This window comes from Ruminococcus sp. AF17-1AC (assembly GCF_003461385.1).
In the GTDB taxonomy this organism is placed as follows: Bacteria; Bacillota; Clostridia; order Oscillospirales; family Ruminococcaceae; genus Hominimerdicola; species Hominimerdicola aceti.
This window is the reverse complement of record NZ_QTWZ01000004.1, coordinates 111,979-126,061: the sequence shown is the minus strand read 5'-3', so window position 1 is coordinate 126,061 and position 14,083 is coordinate 111,979. Positions and strand designations below refer to the sequence as shown.

Sequence of the window (14,083 nt, the reverse complement as noted above, 5' to 3'; positions counted from 1 at the left end):
CTTACTTTTTATATTGCTGCCTTTTGACGGCGCTGGATATGGATAAGTCTCTTTTCATACTGTTTGAATGTCGGAAGCTTTCTCTGTGACGGATCGATATACTCTTGAATACAGTCGCTGAAAATATTAACCGCTACGGTCACAAGCATTATAATTATTGCAGGGGCAGCAAGAAGCACATAATTGTTATAGAAATTCTGCATACCATTTTCAAGAAGAGTTCCCCAATCTGCGTCAGGTGGCTGAATACCAAGACCTAAATAGCTGAGCGTTGCCATCGCTACTATAGCCGCACCGATATCCATTGTGAACTGAGCGATCATTGTGGTGATAACATTTGGAAGAATGTGAAAAAAGATTATCTTCATATCTGAATATCCCATTGACTTGCAGGCTTCAACATAAACCGCTTTCTTTTCCGTTATGATAAGCGAACGCGCCATTTTTGCTGTCAGCGGTATAAATGCGATACCAATGGACATAACGCCTGTGAAATTTCCTCTGCCGAAAATTGCGATAAGTATGAATGAAAGAAGCAGAGACGGTATTGAACAGACAACGTCCCAGATTCTCATTATAACTGCGTCGATCTTTCCTCCGTAATATCCGCATATAAGACCGATAGGTACGCCGATGACCACCTCAAAGGCAACTATGAGGAAAGCATTGAGCATAGAGCTTTTTGCACCCATTATAAGCCTTGATAAAAGGTCACGTCCAAGCTTGTCCGTGCCTAAAATATGTCCTTTTGAGAAAGCAGGAAGAAAACAGGATCGTGGATCAACTTCATTTGGATCATAAGGAACAATGACATTTGCACCAATAGCAGCAGCTATTGCTATAAGTATCACTATGCCTGAAATAACCGTTTTTGGAGTAAAAAACTTTCCCACCTTTGAACGTTTAGCCATTATCCATTCCTCCCTACTTCATCTCAACACGAGGGTCAACCACTGCATAGAGAATATCTACAACAAAACTCATTATAAGATATGAAACAAGCATTACAAGCACAAGCACCTGTACTATCGGATAGTTGTTTTGCTGGATACCTGTTACCAGCATACCACCGATACCAGGAAGCGAGAATATCTGTTCAATAAGAACAGTTGAACCTATAGCTCCCGCAAACATATATCCTGCTACTGTAAGGACAGGTATCACAGCGTTATGAAAAGCATGTTTGAATGTTTTATTGACCTTGCCGAGACCCTTTGCCTTTGCGGTTATCATATATGGTGCTTGAAGTTGGGATATCATGCTGCTTCGTGTAACTCTTCCCAGTGTTGCAACAAGTCCAATCGCCATTATGATACCCGGAACAGATATTCTTGATATAAACTCTGCTGTATTAGAATATGTTCCTATGAAACTGTATCCAGGTACATATTTTGAAAGAAACAGAATAGCAAGAATGCTTAGCACAAACGTCGGTATACTCGAGATCACCAGCATAAGAGTCGACAACGCTGAATCTATCCATGTTCCTCGCTTCATCGCCGCCAGAACACCTATCAGAATAGCTATCACTGTTCCTAATATCGTTGAGAAAAGCACAAGACCTATTGTTATCGGTATCCTGTCTATTATCTGGTTGAGTATCGGCTGCTTTTGAACGTAATCAATTCCAAGATCACCATGTGCAATGCCTTTGAGCCAAATAATATACTGCTTCAGCAGCGGCTCATCAAGGTCGAACTGCTCTGTATACTGTTGCTGAAGTTCAGGTGTTGACTGCTTGTTACCTATGATAACAGTCAGCGGAGATGTTGGATTAAGTCTTAACGAAAAAAATACCAACAACGAAACCAGAAAGGTTATAACAACTATCTGTATCAATTTTTTCATAATGTATTTTACATAAGCCATAATAACACCCTTTTCTACAAAATGAATTTTTGAACTTTAAATCCTTCAAATTTATCTTGATTATATTATATACTTTACAGCTACTGTAATGTCAATATGCTAGCTGCAATTTTGTTTAAAACAACAAAATTCGCTGCGATATAAGCATCTTATCGTTGACTTTGTATATTATTTCATCTTAAAAATATGGCATTCGTCGCAAGTAATACACATGTAAAAGAATGCGACCATTTCTAAAATGCAATTTTGTTAATATAATATTGCAAAAAAGCAATAATAAGAAAGGACGTCTGATCTATCAAACGTCCTTGTATGACCCTATTTTCATCATCGATATTCTTTCAGGCATCTTTGCCCAAAAGAATATCAGACAGCTTTTATCAGTTGTTTTCAACGCTGCTTACAGCTTCCGTAACATTGTGATACCATTTGCGTGATCTCAGTCGTCTTTGACCGAGAGGAAGCTTAAACAGCTCTATAGCTATGTGGGCAGCATAAACATACCAAATATCGACCTTAAAGATAAGCCCGAGAATTAGCGTAAGCGGCATTCCTATCATCCATATGCTGCCTGCGTCCATGAGCGTAAGGTACTTTACATCTCCGCCGCTTCTAAAAATGCCCTCTACCTTAATACAGTTCACCGCATTAGGTATGCAGTATATAGCAAGTACGCACATGCAGTTTCTCACACATTCGCCCTCAAGGGTACCCTTTATTCCATAAACATGCTGAACAGGCAACATAAGAGCAACAATGATACTGCATGATACAAGACCAGCTATGATAGAAATCCTATTGAATCGATCAGCATAGCGATAAACTTTTGGCATATCGGCAGAACCCATCTCAATGCCCAGCATAATAGTACATGCCCCCGCAAAGCCCATTATCGCAAGCTTCGCAAACATCTCCATGGTGTTCAGTATACTCATTCCTGCATATACTTCCGTTCCTCTTGTTCCATATACCATATAGTAAAACGAAAGACCCAGAGACCAAAGCATATCATTCGCACACAACGGAAGCGAAGTTTTAAGATACTCCTTGTATAATCCAACATTTAATGTTTTCAATGCCTTAAAAAGGTTTTTCCTTATCGGATTATCTGAAAGAAAGAAATATATCAAAAGTCCTATCAACTCAACAATTCTTGCAGCAAGCGTTCCAAGCGCAGCTCCTGTCACTCCAAGCTTCGGCGAACCAAACTTTCCAAAAATAAACATATAGTTAAAAAGCATATTGAACATCATACTTCCTATGCCCTGTATCATCGGTATCTTGACATTGCCTATATTTCTAAAACAAAAGCTCACAGCATAGCATATGGCGTCAAGCAAATATGATACCGCCACGATACGCATATATGGCTTTGCCTTCTCTATAACAAGAGGGTCTCTGTTAAAAAGCCTTATTATGATATCAGGAAATATCATTGCCGCCAAACACATCACAAGACCAACAGTAAACGTGACCGTTACGGCTGTCCAAATTATGCGCTGAAAATCTTTGATATTTTTTTGCCCCCAATAACGTGTCAGATATATTCCTGCGCCAGTATTACAGCCATATAGGAAAGTAAAATAAACGCTGAAAAAATTTGTAGATACTCCTACCGCCGCAATAGCTGTGCTACCTAAGGTGCTGACCATCCACTGATCTATGAAAGTGAGACATTGGCTGAATATTGAAGAAACAAGCAGCGGCATTATGATACTGAGAAATTTCCTGTTAAACTCCTTCTTCTCAGCTTTAAGGTCAACGCTTTCCGACAGCATATGAATCACCCCTCTCATCATTTACAAAGCCGTTACAGTTCCCTTTCAGATGCTATGTTGTATGCCGCAACTGCATATAGCTTGCCCGCACATTCCGCAAGATTATTGAGCGAAGTCTCTCCAGGATCATTATAATCAAGCATACCGCATAATGAAATGCCCTTTATGTCAAGACCAACAAGCCCCGTTTCCATTATCTCAACGACCTCATGAGAAGCAAATCCTCCTGCATAAGGTCTTGCCGCAGATGTCACAAAAGCAGGATCATAAAAGTTCATATCAAAGATCACAAAAACAGGTTTTCCTGATACATTCTTTTTTATTGCAGAACCCACGTCTGAAAACTTCATATAATCCATGTCAGAAGCTGTCAACACATCTATACCCAGCTTTTCTAGCCTGCCACCGTATTGTGACATTCCGTTTCTTATTCCAACTTCAAGAGAAGAAGCATTGTCGCACATATCCTCTTCTGCTGCTCTAACAAGCGCAGAACTTACCGAACCGCCGAAGTGGATAACAGCCATTTTGCCATACTTTTCATAGCAAGCTTTTATCTGCCCATAAGATGTCTTATCATCTCCACCGATCATAAAGCTGCAAGCTCCCGTGGAAGCTATCGCTTTTTCAGCCGTATATATACATTTCTCAGCTGCTGCCTTTGAGGAATCGTCGATAATAAGATCACCGCAATCACCGCTCTTTACGCTATGTGCCATATCAATGTCAAGTCCCTGATCACAAAAACCGAAGCCAAAAATATCACGTCTGAAATATGCAGAACCTTTTCTTGAACCAGGCTTTGCAGTTTCATCATACTCATACGGTAATGCTGCAAAAAGAATATCATAACCATTTATATCATCGACCATAGGCGTTTCCAAAAAACCTGTTGGCCCCCGATCTTTCAGGTCATCAAAGTTTAGTTTAAATGGACATTTTACCATATCTAACACCGACCTTTCCTATTATTCCTGCTCCGCTTTTTTCTTTGAAAGCAAAATAACAAACTGCTTTAGTATCGCCACTGCATTTATCGCAGTTATGCCTGCGGGATCATAATTTTCCATTACCTCCACCAGATCAAAACCTACGATATCCAGCCCCGCAAGACCATTTCTGATTATCTCACAGGCTTCATATGTAGAAAAACCTCCCGGCATTGGAGTGCCTGTACCTGGCGCATAAACAGGGTCAAGAAAGTCAATATCGAAAGTGATGAAAACCTTAGCGTCTCCCACCTGTTCCTTTATTCTGCGGCAAGTTTCCTTTATTCCGATCTTATGAAGCTCTCTCGCCGTGATGACCTTCATTCCGTGATCCTGAGCGTACTTGATACGATAAGTATCTCCTCCGCTTCTTATGCCGACCTGAATAGAATGTTCAGTATCAAGAATATCGTCCTCAATAGCATTTCTGAAAGGCGTTCCATGATTATATTTTATCCTGTCGCCATAATCCCAAGTATCTTCGTGGGTATCGAAATGCACCATTGCGACCTTGCCATACTTTTCACTGTAAGCTTTAAGTTCAGCATACGCAATAAGGTGATCGCCGCCCAGAACGATAGGCACTGCACCTGCGTCAAGTACCTTTCTGACCGATTCCCTGATAAGCTCCATTGTCTCCTCAACATAACCAAGCACAACGCCGATATCGCCCATATCCATACCTTTTAAGTTAGCGACCTTATATGAGTTATCCTGTTCATATGACAATCTGCCTGCACCATAAGCATTTCTTATCGCTCTAGGGCCAAAACGACAGCCTGTCCTGTTTGTCACGCTGGTATCATAGGGCACGCCCAAAACAACAAAATCTTCGCCATCGATATCCTGCTTATATGGAAGCCCGAAAAGCGTCTTGATATTATTTTCTCTGCGCTTTGCAATGTTGTTTCGTGTCTCTTCTGAAATAATTTTATCAAACATTTTCGATCATTCCTTTCTTAGCATATTCTTTGATGCCCGCCTTTTTGCAAGCCACACAGGTAATAAATTCTTTTACGATACGGCTGGCAAGAATTGAAGTTATTCCCCCTGCGTCATAGTTCGGTGCGACTTCAACAAGGTCAAAGCCAACAATATCAAGACCGATAAGCGCATGACGAATAAGTTCAAGAGCTTGTCTTGAAGTAAATCCACAGGAAACGGGAGTGCCTGTACCGGGAGCAAAAGCAGGATCAACAAAATCTATATCAAATGTGACCATGACCTTATTGTTTCCGACCTTTTCACGGATAAGCTCCGCCGTTTTCTCAATGCCCATATGATGTATATCAACAGCATAGATATGCTCAAGGCCTGCATTATTCGCAAAATCAAAATCACTCTCTTCAAAAAGTCCGCCTCTCATACCAACCTGAATTGATGTTTTCGGGTCAATGCAGTCATATTCGATCGCTCTTCTGAAAGGAGTAGAGTGGTCGTGATGTTCTTTATCAGTATCGCTGCCCCATGTATCTGTATGCGAATCAAAGTGTATTATCGAAACAGGCCCGTAAACATCCTTATAAGCCAGCAGTTCAGGAAAAGTAATAGAATGATCACCGCCCAGAACGATTGGAATTGTACCTGTTTCCAAAATAGCTTTCATTTCCTGTGGTATCGAACCAAGATAAGCTTTCTCAGCGTTCCACATATCAAGATCTCCATAATCAACGCCCTTTACATATTTACTCGTATCAACGCCGACAGCCTCGTTCACGCTGTCTGTGGAAAAGGCTCTGCGAATCCCATCAGGACCAAACCTCGTTCCCGGACAATATGTTGTTCGGATATCAAATGGAATACCTATAATAGTGTAATCCGCCCCAGATGTGTCAGTTGAACTTTTCAAACCGCCATATGTAAGCTGCACCTTTTTATCAGTATTTATTGCGTTCATAGAATCACTTTCCTTTCTTAATTTGTTGATTTCATTTTACGCTATACAGTTACAGTAAAGTCAATGCTCATTTGTAAAGAAAAAATTAATTCTATGGCAAAAGATTATCCTAAAGCGTTCTTTATTTTCTGCAAACTAAACGTCTAAAGCACATTTCATATTATTAATGGCACAAAAACACCCCGTATCATAAGACACGGGGTGAAATTTTTGTTATCTATTCAGATATCCTAAACTTTGCAAGAATTACTTCTTCTGTGCAATAGCAGCCTGAGCAGCAGCAAGTCTAGCGATTGGAACTCTGAATGGTGAGCAAGATACATAGTCAAGACCGATCTTGTTGCAGAACTCAACAGATGTTGGGTCGCCGCCGTGCTCACCGCAGATACCGCAGTGGAGCTTTGGATTAACTGGCTTACCAAGCTCAAGAGCCATTTCCATGAGCTTGCCTACGCCGTTCTGGTCGAGCTTAGCAAATGGATCGTTCTCGTAGATCTTTGCATCATAGTAAGCATTGAGGAACTTACCAGCGTCATCTCTTGAGAAACCGAATGTCATCTGTGTAAGGTCGTTTGTACCGAAGCAGAAGAAGTCAGCTTCCTTAGCGATCTCGTCAGCTGTAAGAGCAGCTCTTGGGATCTCGATCATTGTACCAACCTCGTACTCAAGGTCAGAACCAGCAGCCTTGATCTCAGCGTCAGCAGTCTCAACAACGAACTTCTTAACATACTTAAGTTCCTTGATATCATTTACCAGTGGGATCATGATCTCAGGCTTAACTGTCCAGTCTGGATGATTCTTCTTAACGTTGATTGCAGCCTTGATAACAGCCTTTGTCTGCATCTTAGCGATCTCAGGATATGTTACTGCAAGACGGCAGCCACGGTGACCCATCATTGGGTTGAACTCGTGGAGTGAAGCGATGATAGCCTTGATAGTCTCAACAGGCTTGTTCTGTGCCTTAGCAAGAGCCTCGATATCAGCCTCTTCTGTTGGTACGAACTCGTGAAGTGGTGGGTCAAGGAATCTGATAGTAACAGGGTTACCCTCAAGTGCCTCATAAAGAGCCTCGAAGTCAGCCTGCTGCATTGGCTCGATCTTAGCAAGAGCAGCTTCTCTCTCTTCAACTGTGTCTGAGCAGATCATCTCTCTGAATGCAGCGATTCTCTCAGGATCAAAGAACATGTGCTCTGTACGGCAAAGACCGATACCCTCAGCACCCAGCTCTCTTGCCTTCTTAGCGTCAGCAGGAGTATCTGCGTTTGTTCTAACCTTCATTGTTCTGAACTTGTCAGCCCAGCCCATGATCCTGCCGAACTCGCCGGCGATCGTAGCGTCAACAGTTGGGATAATACCATCGTAGATGTTACCTGTTGAACCGTCGATTGAAATATAGTCACCCTCGTGGAACTCCTTGCCTGCGAGTGTGAACTTCTTGTTAGCCTCGTCCATAACGATATCTGAGCAGCCAGATACACAGCATGTACCCATACCACGAGCAACAACGGCAGCGTGTGATGTCATACCGCCTCTAACTGTAAGGATACCCTGTGAAGCCTTCATACCTGTGATGTCCTCAGGTGATGTCTCAAGTCTTACGAGAACGACCTTCTCGCCTCTCTCGTTCCAAGCCTCAGCGTCATCAGCTGTGAATACGATCTTACCACAAGCAGCTCCTGGAGAAGCGCCAAGACCCTTGCCCATAGGAGTAGCAGCCTTGAGTGCCTTTGCGTCAAACTGTGGGTGAAGAAGTGTATCGAGGTTTCTTGGGTCGATCATTGCAACAGCCTCTTCCTCAGTTCTCATGCCCTCATCAACGAGGTCACAAGCGATCTTAAGAGCAGCCTGTGCAGTTCTCTTACCATTTCTTGTCTGAAGCATATAAAGCTTACCGTGCTCAACAGTGAACTCCATATCCTGCATATCTCTGTAGTGATCTTCAAGTGTCTTACAAACCTTGTTGAACTCAGCGAATGCCTCTGGGAACTTCTGCTCCATTTCAGAGATGTGCATTGGTGTACGAACACCGGCAACAACGTCCTCGCCCTGTGCGTTTGTAAGGAACTCACCGAACAGACCCTTAGCACCTGTAGCTGGGTCTCTTGTGAATGCAACACCTGTACCGCAGTCGTCACCCATGTTACCGAATGCCATGGACTGAACGTTTACTGCTGTACCCCATGAATAAGGGATATCGTTATCTCTTCTGTATACGTTAGCTCTTGGGTTATCCCATGAACGGAATACAGCCTTGATAGCGCCCATGAGCTGCTCCTTAGGATCAGTTGGGAAGTCAGAACCGATCTTAGACTTGTACTCAGCCTTGAACTGGTTAGCCAGTTCCTTAAGATCCTCAGCGTTCAGCTCAACGTCCTGCTTAACGCCCTTCTTAGCCTTCATCTCGTCGATAAGCTCTTCAAAATACTTCTTACCAACTTCCATAACTACGTCAGAATACATCTGAATGAATCTTCTGTAGCAGTCCCAAGCCCATCTTGGGTTACCAGACTGAGCAGCGATAGTCTCAACAACTTCTTCGTTAAGACCGAGGTTAAGGATTGTATCCATCATACCAGGCATTGATGCTCTAGCACCTGAACGTACAGAAACGAGGAGTGGGTTCTCCTTGTCACCGAACTTCTTGCCTGTGATCTCTTCCATCTTTACAATGTACTCGTTGATCTCTGCCATGATCTCAGGATTGATCTCACGGTTGTCCTCATAATACTGAGTACAAGCTTCCGTTGTGATCGTAAAGCCCTGAGGAACAGGGAGACCGATATTTGTCATCTCAGCAAGGTTAGCACCCTTACCGCCGAGAAGCTCTCTCATGTTGGCATTACCCTCAGAGAAAAGATAACAATACTTCTTTGCCATTGGTTTTTTACCTCCAAAAATTTTTTGAATTCCGAAGCGTGCGGACACAATTATCCCGTCGCCCACGGTTACATATATATTATAACAGATTTAAAGCCAAATTACCATAGGTTTTTCTCACTTTTATACATAAAATCTTATACAATATTTGCTCACTTTTTATGTGCAATATGACAGTTTTTAAATATCAACACATAAAAAAGCCCTGCTGAAAATCAACAGGGCTGAAACGTCTATTTTGTCGGTGGAAGCAGCTGCCTCTGCAGAAAATACCTACTTATGTCCGATACCGCAGACAAACGGCAATATATCACAAGCCGTACATTTATAATGCGCTGAACGGGGTGCGCCACGCTTATTTCTAAGCCACCTATATTAAAGCATATCCGCAAGCATTTGTCAATAGCAAAAACGCAAAATAAAAAGCCCTGCTGAAATCAACAGGGCTGAAAAGTCTATTTCGTCGGCTGGAAGCCAAGATACCCAAGATACCTGTGACTTATGTCCGAACTCAGCAGACTCGCTGAAATATATTGGGTCTTTCGACAGCTATATTATAGCATATCCGCAAGCATTTGTCAACAGCAAAATGTAAAATAAAAAGCCCTGCTGAAAAAAGCAGGGCTAAAATGTCTATTCTGTCGGCTGGAAGCAGCCGCATTACTGCGGAAAAATAAGCTACTTATGTCCGAACTCAGCAGACTCGCTGAAATATATCTGGTTTATTAAACAACTATATTATAGCATATCCGCAAGCATTTGTCAACCCTATACCACCTGAAAAAGATAAAATTTCAGATAATCCGTTTCAGGCACATTGAGAAGTATCGGGTGGTCAGGGGCTTGCTGTCGTGCTTCAATAAGCTTGAGCTGAACGCCTGCGTCCCTTGCAGCACTCATTACCATTTTCACAAACAGCCTGTTCTCCATAAAATGCGAACATGAGCAAGTTGCAAGATATCCGCCCCTTGGCAGAAGTCTCATTGCCCTGTAGTTTATCTCCTTATATCCCCTCTCAGCGCTTCCAACTGTCTTTCTGCTCTTTGTGAAAGCAGGCGGGTCAAGGATTATCATGTCATAATCAGCCTTTTCTTCAAGAAGCTTCGGGAGCAGGTCGAAAACGTCAGCGCAAAGAAAATCCATTCTGTCCGTCAGACCGTTTCTCTCAGCATTCTCCCTAGCCGTATCAACAGCGAACTGTGAAACGTCCACCGCCGTAACGTGCCTTGCACCGCCCATTGCCGCATTGAGTGCGAACGAACCTGTGTGGGTAAAGCAGTCAAGGACTTTCTTGCCCTTTGCTATCTTCGACACCGCAAGGCGGTTATATTTCTGGTCAAGGAAAAATCCAGTTTTCTGACCGTTCTCAACATCGACCTCATAGCGTATGCCATTCTCCGTTATCTCAGTGATATTTGACGGTGGCTCAGGGAGAAATTCAGCCCTATACCAGCCCTTGTACTGCTCCAAGCCCTCCAGCTTTCTGATAGCGACATCGTTACGCTCCATTATGCCCGAAACTTTAACTCCGTCCTTTTCAAGCTCTTCAACAAGAAGCCTGAATATCATATCCTTTATCATATCCATGCCGTAGGAAAGCACCTGCGAAACAAGTATATCTCCATACTTGTCGACAGTAAGCCCCGGCATGCCGTCAGCCTCACCAAAAATAAGCCTGCAAGCCGAAAAATCGTCCCCCATAACAGTTTTTCTGTAATCTATAGCATAGCGGATACGTCTGCGGAAAAAGTTTTCCGAGAAATTTTCATTTGCGTTGTCAGATAAGATCCTTATCCTTATCTTGCTGTTAAGGCTGAGAAAACCAGTTCCAAGATAAGAGCCTTTTTCAGAGAAAACATCGCAAAGCTCGCCGTTTTTCAAGCCCTCAGGCTCGTTTCTCAGTTCGTCACAATACACCCATGGGTGACCGTTTTTCAGGGACATTTCCCCTTTTTTCGATATAGTGAACGCAGGATAGATTCTTTTGCTTTTCATTATTATACCTCACAATAATTTATACATTATCCACACAATATAAAACAGACCGTAGGGGACGGCGCCCTCGGCGTCCCACCACTCTATGTTCTGTGTAAAAACATCAGCAATATTGCCTTAAAGTATAATTATAGCACAATTCTCTCTATTCTGCAATACATATGTATCGCCGCACCCGAAAATTTTCAGATGCGGCGTTATATGGGGGATTATAACATCAGCACTTTGTATTACAAAGCACCAAAATGAAGAAAGCTTATTTGTCCGCAGGGTCAATAAACTCGATAGGGTCTATCCACTGACCGTTCTTTTTCAAGCCAAAGTGCAGATGAGAAAGCTCTGCCACTTCCGCCTGAGCAGTGTCGCCCACAGCACCTATGACCTCCCCTGCATTCACCTCGTCGCCCTCCTTGACGGACATTTCCTTTGACAGATTGTAGTAATGTCCTACAATGCCGTTTCCATGGTCGATAGTCATGCAGTTGCCCCACAGAGGGTCGTCCCATATCTTTGTAACAGTGCCCTTGTTCATCGCCTTGACAGGCTCGCCAAGGTCAGCTTTGATATCAACGCCATCATGGGTTTTCCAGTAGCCGAGAGTTTCCGACTTAACAAGCTCGCCATTAGAAAACGGCTCTAATATCTCACCGTTCACAGGCATAACATTTGGCTGCGTCTGAATGTCCACATCCGGCTTGGAGCTTTCGTCCTTTTTAACGTCCGTTTTCTTGTTATCAGCCTGCTTTGGTGCAGTGCTGTCAACGCTCGAAATAGTCAGATTGTCGGTGATATCCTCCATAGCCTTGTTATATGCAGCTATACCCGCACCGCCAAGAGCCAGCAGACACGCCGCAAGTGTAATGTAAACACCCTTCGCTCCCAGAGCCTTGCCTGCGTGTGAATTTCTGATACTGAATTTTTTCATACACACAAAACCTTTCTCCGATATGATTTCCGCAGCCACTGTTGCGCCCACGGCAGTCTTATGCTATCGGCGGCATAAGTCCTCTGGCATTATTTTTGACATATACGGGTAAAATATTCACAGCAAAATAAAAATACCGCACCTGAGTCTTCACTCAAGTGCAGTATTTCCTATTTCCAATCACATTTATGTAGGGGACGGCGCCCTCGACGTCCCAATATCTCTGTATAGTTGCAATTATCCCTATCCGTTTCGTATCTTTCTTTTATCTCCTCAGCACTACCTATCCCGCGACCTCTTTCTCGCAAACTTAAACACTGCCCCTGCAACAGCAAGCACCGCTGCAACGCCTATCAGACAAAGGCAGACTATACCATCATAGCGATTGTTATCAGCACCTTTCAGTGAAATTATGTCAGACAGTTCCATGCCGTTCCACGCATTGCTCAGCACAGTCATTGCCGCTACCCAAACCGCAGATGCCGCAAAGCAAAGCGCCCCCTTGAAAAAGCCATTCACTTTTAGATACCTTATAATAAGGAACACTGCCCACACCAACGCCACGCAAGCTACCGTAGCGGCCATGCCTTCACGAAGGTCTACCACGTCACCATATTTCAGCGTACCATAAATAACGCAAGCAAAGGTCAGCACAGAATCCGCTGCCATGCAGATAAGCCCCTTGCAGTTTCCTGCATACTTTTCAAACACATCACTCCTCAGTACAAAAGGCAGAAACACGATAGCCTCCCCAAGAAGCGTTCCAAGCACCGCCATAACAAACCAATCCCCGTGTGAATAAACGCACCCTGCGGCATAAAGAAGCATAAGCGAAACTGTTGAAGCCCCAAGCGTCCACAGCGCCCTATTCTCCTTCACAAGCACAGGCACATTGATGAAAGAAAACGTTAGCATCAGCGACGTGATAAGCACCATAAACCAGCCAATGCCCCCATGTGCCACATTATAAATGAAGCTCGGTATTATCGCCGCAAGATAGCCTATCACAGTTATGATAGTGTACCCACGAACGAAGCGTTTATAGCTTTTCACCATAAGGTCGGCTTCCCTCTGCTGACGATCCTCGCTTGCAGTGCAAAGCTCATGCTCAGAAATGTGCAAGACCTCGCATATGCCTGATATCATGGTTATGTCAGGATAAGAAATACCACGTTCCCACTTTGACACAGCCGACTCTGTAACATAAAGCGCCTTTGCAAGCTCTTTCTGTGATAAGCCAAGTTCTTTCCTTTTTGTCTGAATAAATTTTCCCAGTGTAGATTTATCTTCCATTTTCATCGTCACCTTTCAGCATAATTCAGAGTGCGCTCTCTATAGTCAACATTATAGCCCACGGCTTTGAAAAAGTCAACAAAATCGGGCTGGACTGTCAGTCAAGCCGCCTATTTACGCACTTTGCAGCACCTCCGCCAACACGCAGGCATAAAAAATCGCCCTGCTAAAAAGCAAGGCGTTACTGGAGCGGGTCAGAGGGGTCGCACCTCCATCTCCTTTCAGGAAGAAAAGTATTCTGGTAATTGAAATAAACCCGCAAAAAATATGAAGTCCTTACTCATCGTAAGGACTTTTTTGGAGCGGATTACGAGGCTCGAACTCGCTACCTCCACCTTGGCAAGGTGGCGCTCTACCAGATGAGCTAAATCCGCATTTGGTGCTTCCGGACGGAATCGAACCATCGACACGAGGATTTTCAGTCCTCTGCTCTACCGACTGAGCTACAGAAGCAAAACAA

General features: G+C 43.4%; 10 protein-coding genes and 2 tRNA genes. All 12 read right to left on the bottom strand.

Features of this window, described 5'->3' with window-relative positions; all coding sequences use genetic code 11:
* Nucleotides 1–8 precede the first annotated feature (8 nt).
* The 12 genes from DWW81_RS04395 to DWW81_RS04340 all read right to left on the bottom strand — a co-directional run bounded on the left by DWW81_RS04395 (nt 9) and on the right by DWW81_RS04340 (nt 14,076).
* Entirely contained in the window at nt 9–911 is a 903-nt protein-coding gene (locus DWW81_RS04395; RefSeq protein WP_117896832.1) for an ABC transporter permease, read from the bottom strand.
* Between the two features lie 13 nt (nt 912–924).
* Nucleotides 925–1,848 carry an ABC transporter permease gene (locus DWW81_RS04390; protein WP_181982939.1) on the bottom strand — a complete coding sequence of 308 codons (924 nt, stop codon included), beginning with the start codon at nt 1,846–1,848 and terminating at the stop codon, nt 925–927.
* 401 nt (nt 1,849–2,249) lie between these two features.
* On the bottom strand, nt 2,250–3,647 hold the full coding sequence (locus DWW81_RS04385) for an MATE family efflux transporter (RefSeq protein ID WP_181982662.1): 1,398 nt from the start codon (nt 3,645–3,647) through the stop codon (nt 2,250–2,252).
* A gap of 32 nt (nt 3,648–3,679) precedes the next feature.
* Entirely contained in the window at nt 3,680–4,594 is a 915-nt protein-coding gene (locus DWW81_RS04380; RefSeq protein WP_117896829.1) for an arginase family protein, read from the bottom strand.
* A gap of 21 nt (nt 4,595–4,615) precedes the next feature.
* Complete coding sequence (gene speB, locus DWW81_RS04375; protein WP_117896828.1) at nt 4,616–5,578, bottom strand: agmatinase; 963 nt, start codon at nt 5,576–5,578, stop codon at nt 4,616–4,618.
* Nucleotides 5,571–6,533, bottom strand: a complete 963-nt coding sequence (speB, locus tag DWW81_RS04370; protein WP_117896827.1) for an agmatinase — start codon at nt 6,531–6,533, stop codon at nt 5,571–5,573. Before speB (DWW81_RS04370) ends, speB (DWW81_RS04375) begins: the two co-directional genes overlap by 8 nt.
* A 246-nt stretch (nt 6,534–6,779) precedes the next feature.
* Nucleotides 6,780–9,410 (bottom strand): pyruvate, phosphate dikinase, encoded by a 2,631-nt coding sequence (ppdK, locus tag DWW81_RS04365; RefSeq protein WP_022288531.1) that lies wholly within the window; start codon nt 9,408–9,410, stop codon nt 6,780–6,782.
* 768 nt (nt 9,411–10,178) lie between these two features.
* On the bottom strand, nt 10,179–11,405 hold the full coding sequence (locus tag DWW81_RS04360) for a class I SAM-dependent rRNA methyltransferase (RefSeq protein WP_117896826.1): 1,227 nt from the start codon (nt 11,403–11,405) through the stop codon (nt 10,179–10,181).
* A gap of 256 nt (nt 11,406–11,661) precedes the next feature.
* The gene (locus tag DWW81_RS04355) at nt 11,662–12,330 is read right to left on the bottom strand and encodes a M23 family metallopeptidase (protein ID WP_117857602.1); all 669 of its coding nucleotides are present in this window, start codon (nt 12,328–12,330) and stop codon (nt 11,662–11,664) included.
* 279 nt (nt 12,331–12,609) lie between these two features.
* A complete protein-coding gene (locus DWW81_RS04350) occupies nt 12,610–13,623 on the bottom strand; it encodes a helix-turn-helix transcriptional regulator (protein ID WP_117896825.1) in 1,014 nt (337 codons plus the stop codon).
* 298 nt (nt 13,624–13,921) lie between these two features.
* Nucleotides 13,922–13,997: transfer RNA gene (locus DWW81_RS04345), tRNA-Gly, on the bottom strand.
* A 3-nt stretch (nt 13,998–14,000) separates the two neighbouring features.
* Nucleotides 14,001–14,076: transfer RNA gene (locus tag DWW81_RS04340), tRNA-Phe, on the bottom strand.
* Between the last annotated feature and the right edge of the window lie 7 nt (nt 14,077–14,083).

Coding starts and splice junctions, on each gene's coding strand:
- speB (WP_117896827.1), bottom strand. CDS start 6,533: ATGAACGCAATAAATACTGATAAAAAGGTGCAGCTTACATATGGCGGT.
- ppdK (WP_022288531.1), bottom strand. CDS start 9,410: ATGGCAAAGAAGTATTGTTATCTTTTCTCTGAGGGTAATGCCAACATG.
- DWW81_RS04350 (WP_117896825.1), bottom strand. CDS start 13,623: ATGGAAGATAAATCTACACTGGGAAAATTTATTCAGACAAAAAGGAAA.
- DWW81_RS04395 (WP_117896832.1), bottom strand. CDS start 911: ATGGCTAAACGTTCAAAGGTGGGAAAGTTTTTTACTCCAAAAACGGTT.
- DWW81_RS04380 (WP_117896829.1), bottom strand. CDS start 4,594: ATGGTAAAATGTCCATTTAAACTAAACTTTGATGACCTGAAAGATCGG.
- DWW81_RS04360 (WP_117896826.1), bottom strand. CDS start 11,405: ATGAAAAGCAAAAGAATCTATCCTGCGTTCACTATATCGAAAAAAGGG.
- DWW81_RS04385 (WP_181982662.1), bottom strand. CDS start 3,647: ATGCTGTCGGAAAGCGTTGACCTTAAAGCTGAGAAGAAGGAGTTTAAC.
- speB (WP_117896828.1), bottom strand. CDS start 5,578: ATGTTTGATAAAATTATTTCAGAAGAGACACGAAACAACATTGCAAAG.
- DWW81_RS04390 (WP_181982939.1), bottom strand. CDS start 1,848: ATGAAAAAATTGATACAGATAGTTGTTATAACCTTTCTGGTTTCGTTG.
- DWW81_RS04355 (WP_117857602.1), bottom strand. CDS start 12,330: ATGAAAAAATTCAGTATCAGAAATTCACACGCAGGCAAGGCTCTGGGA.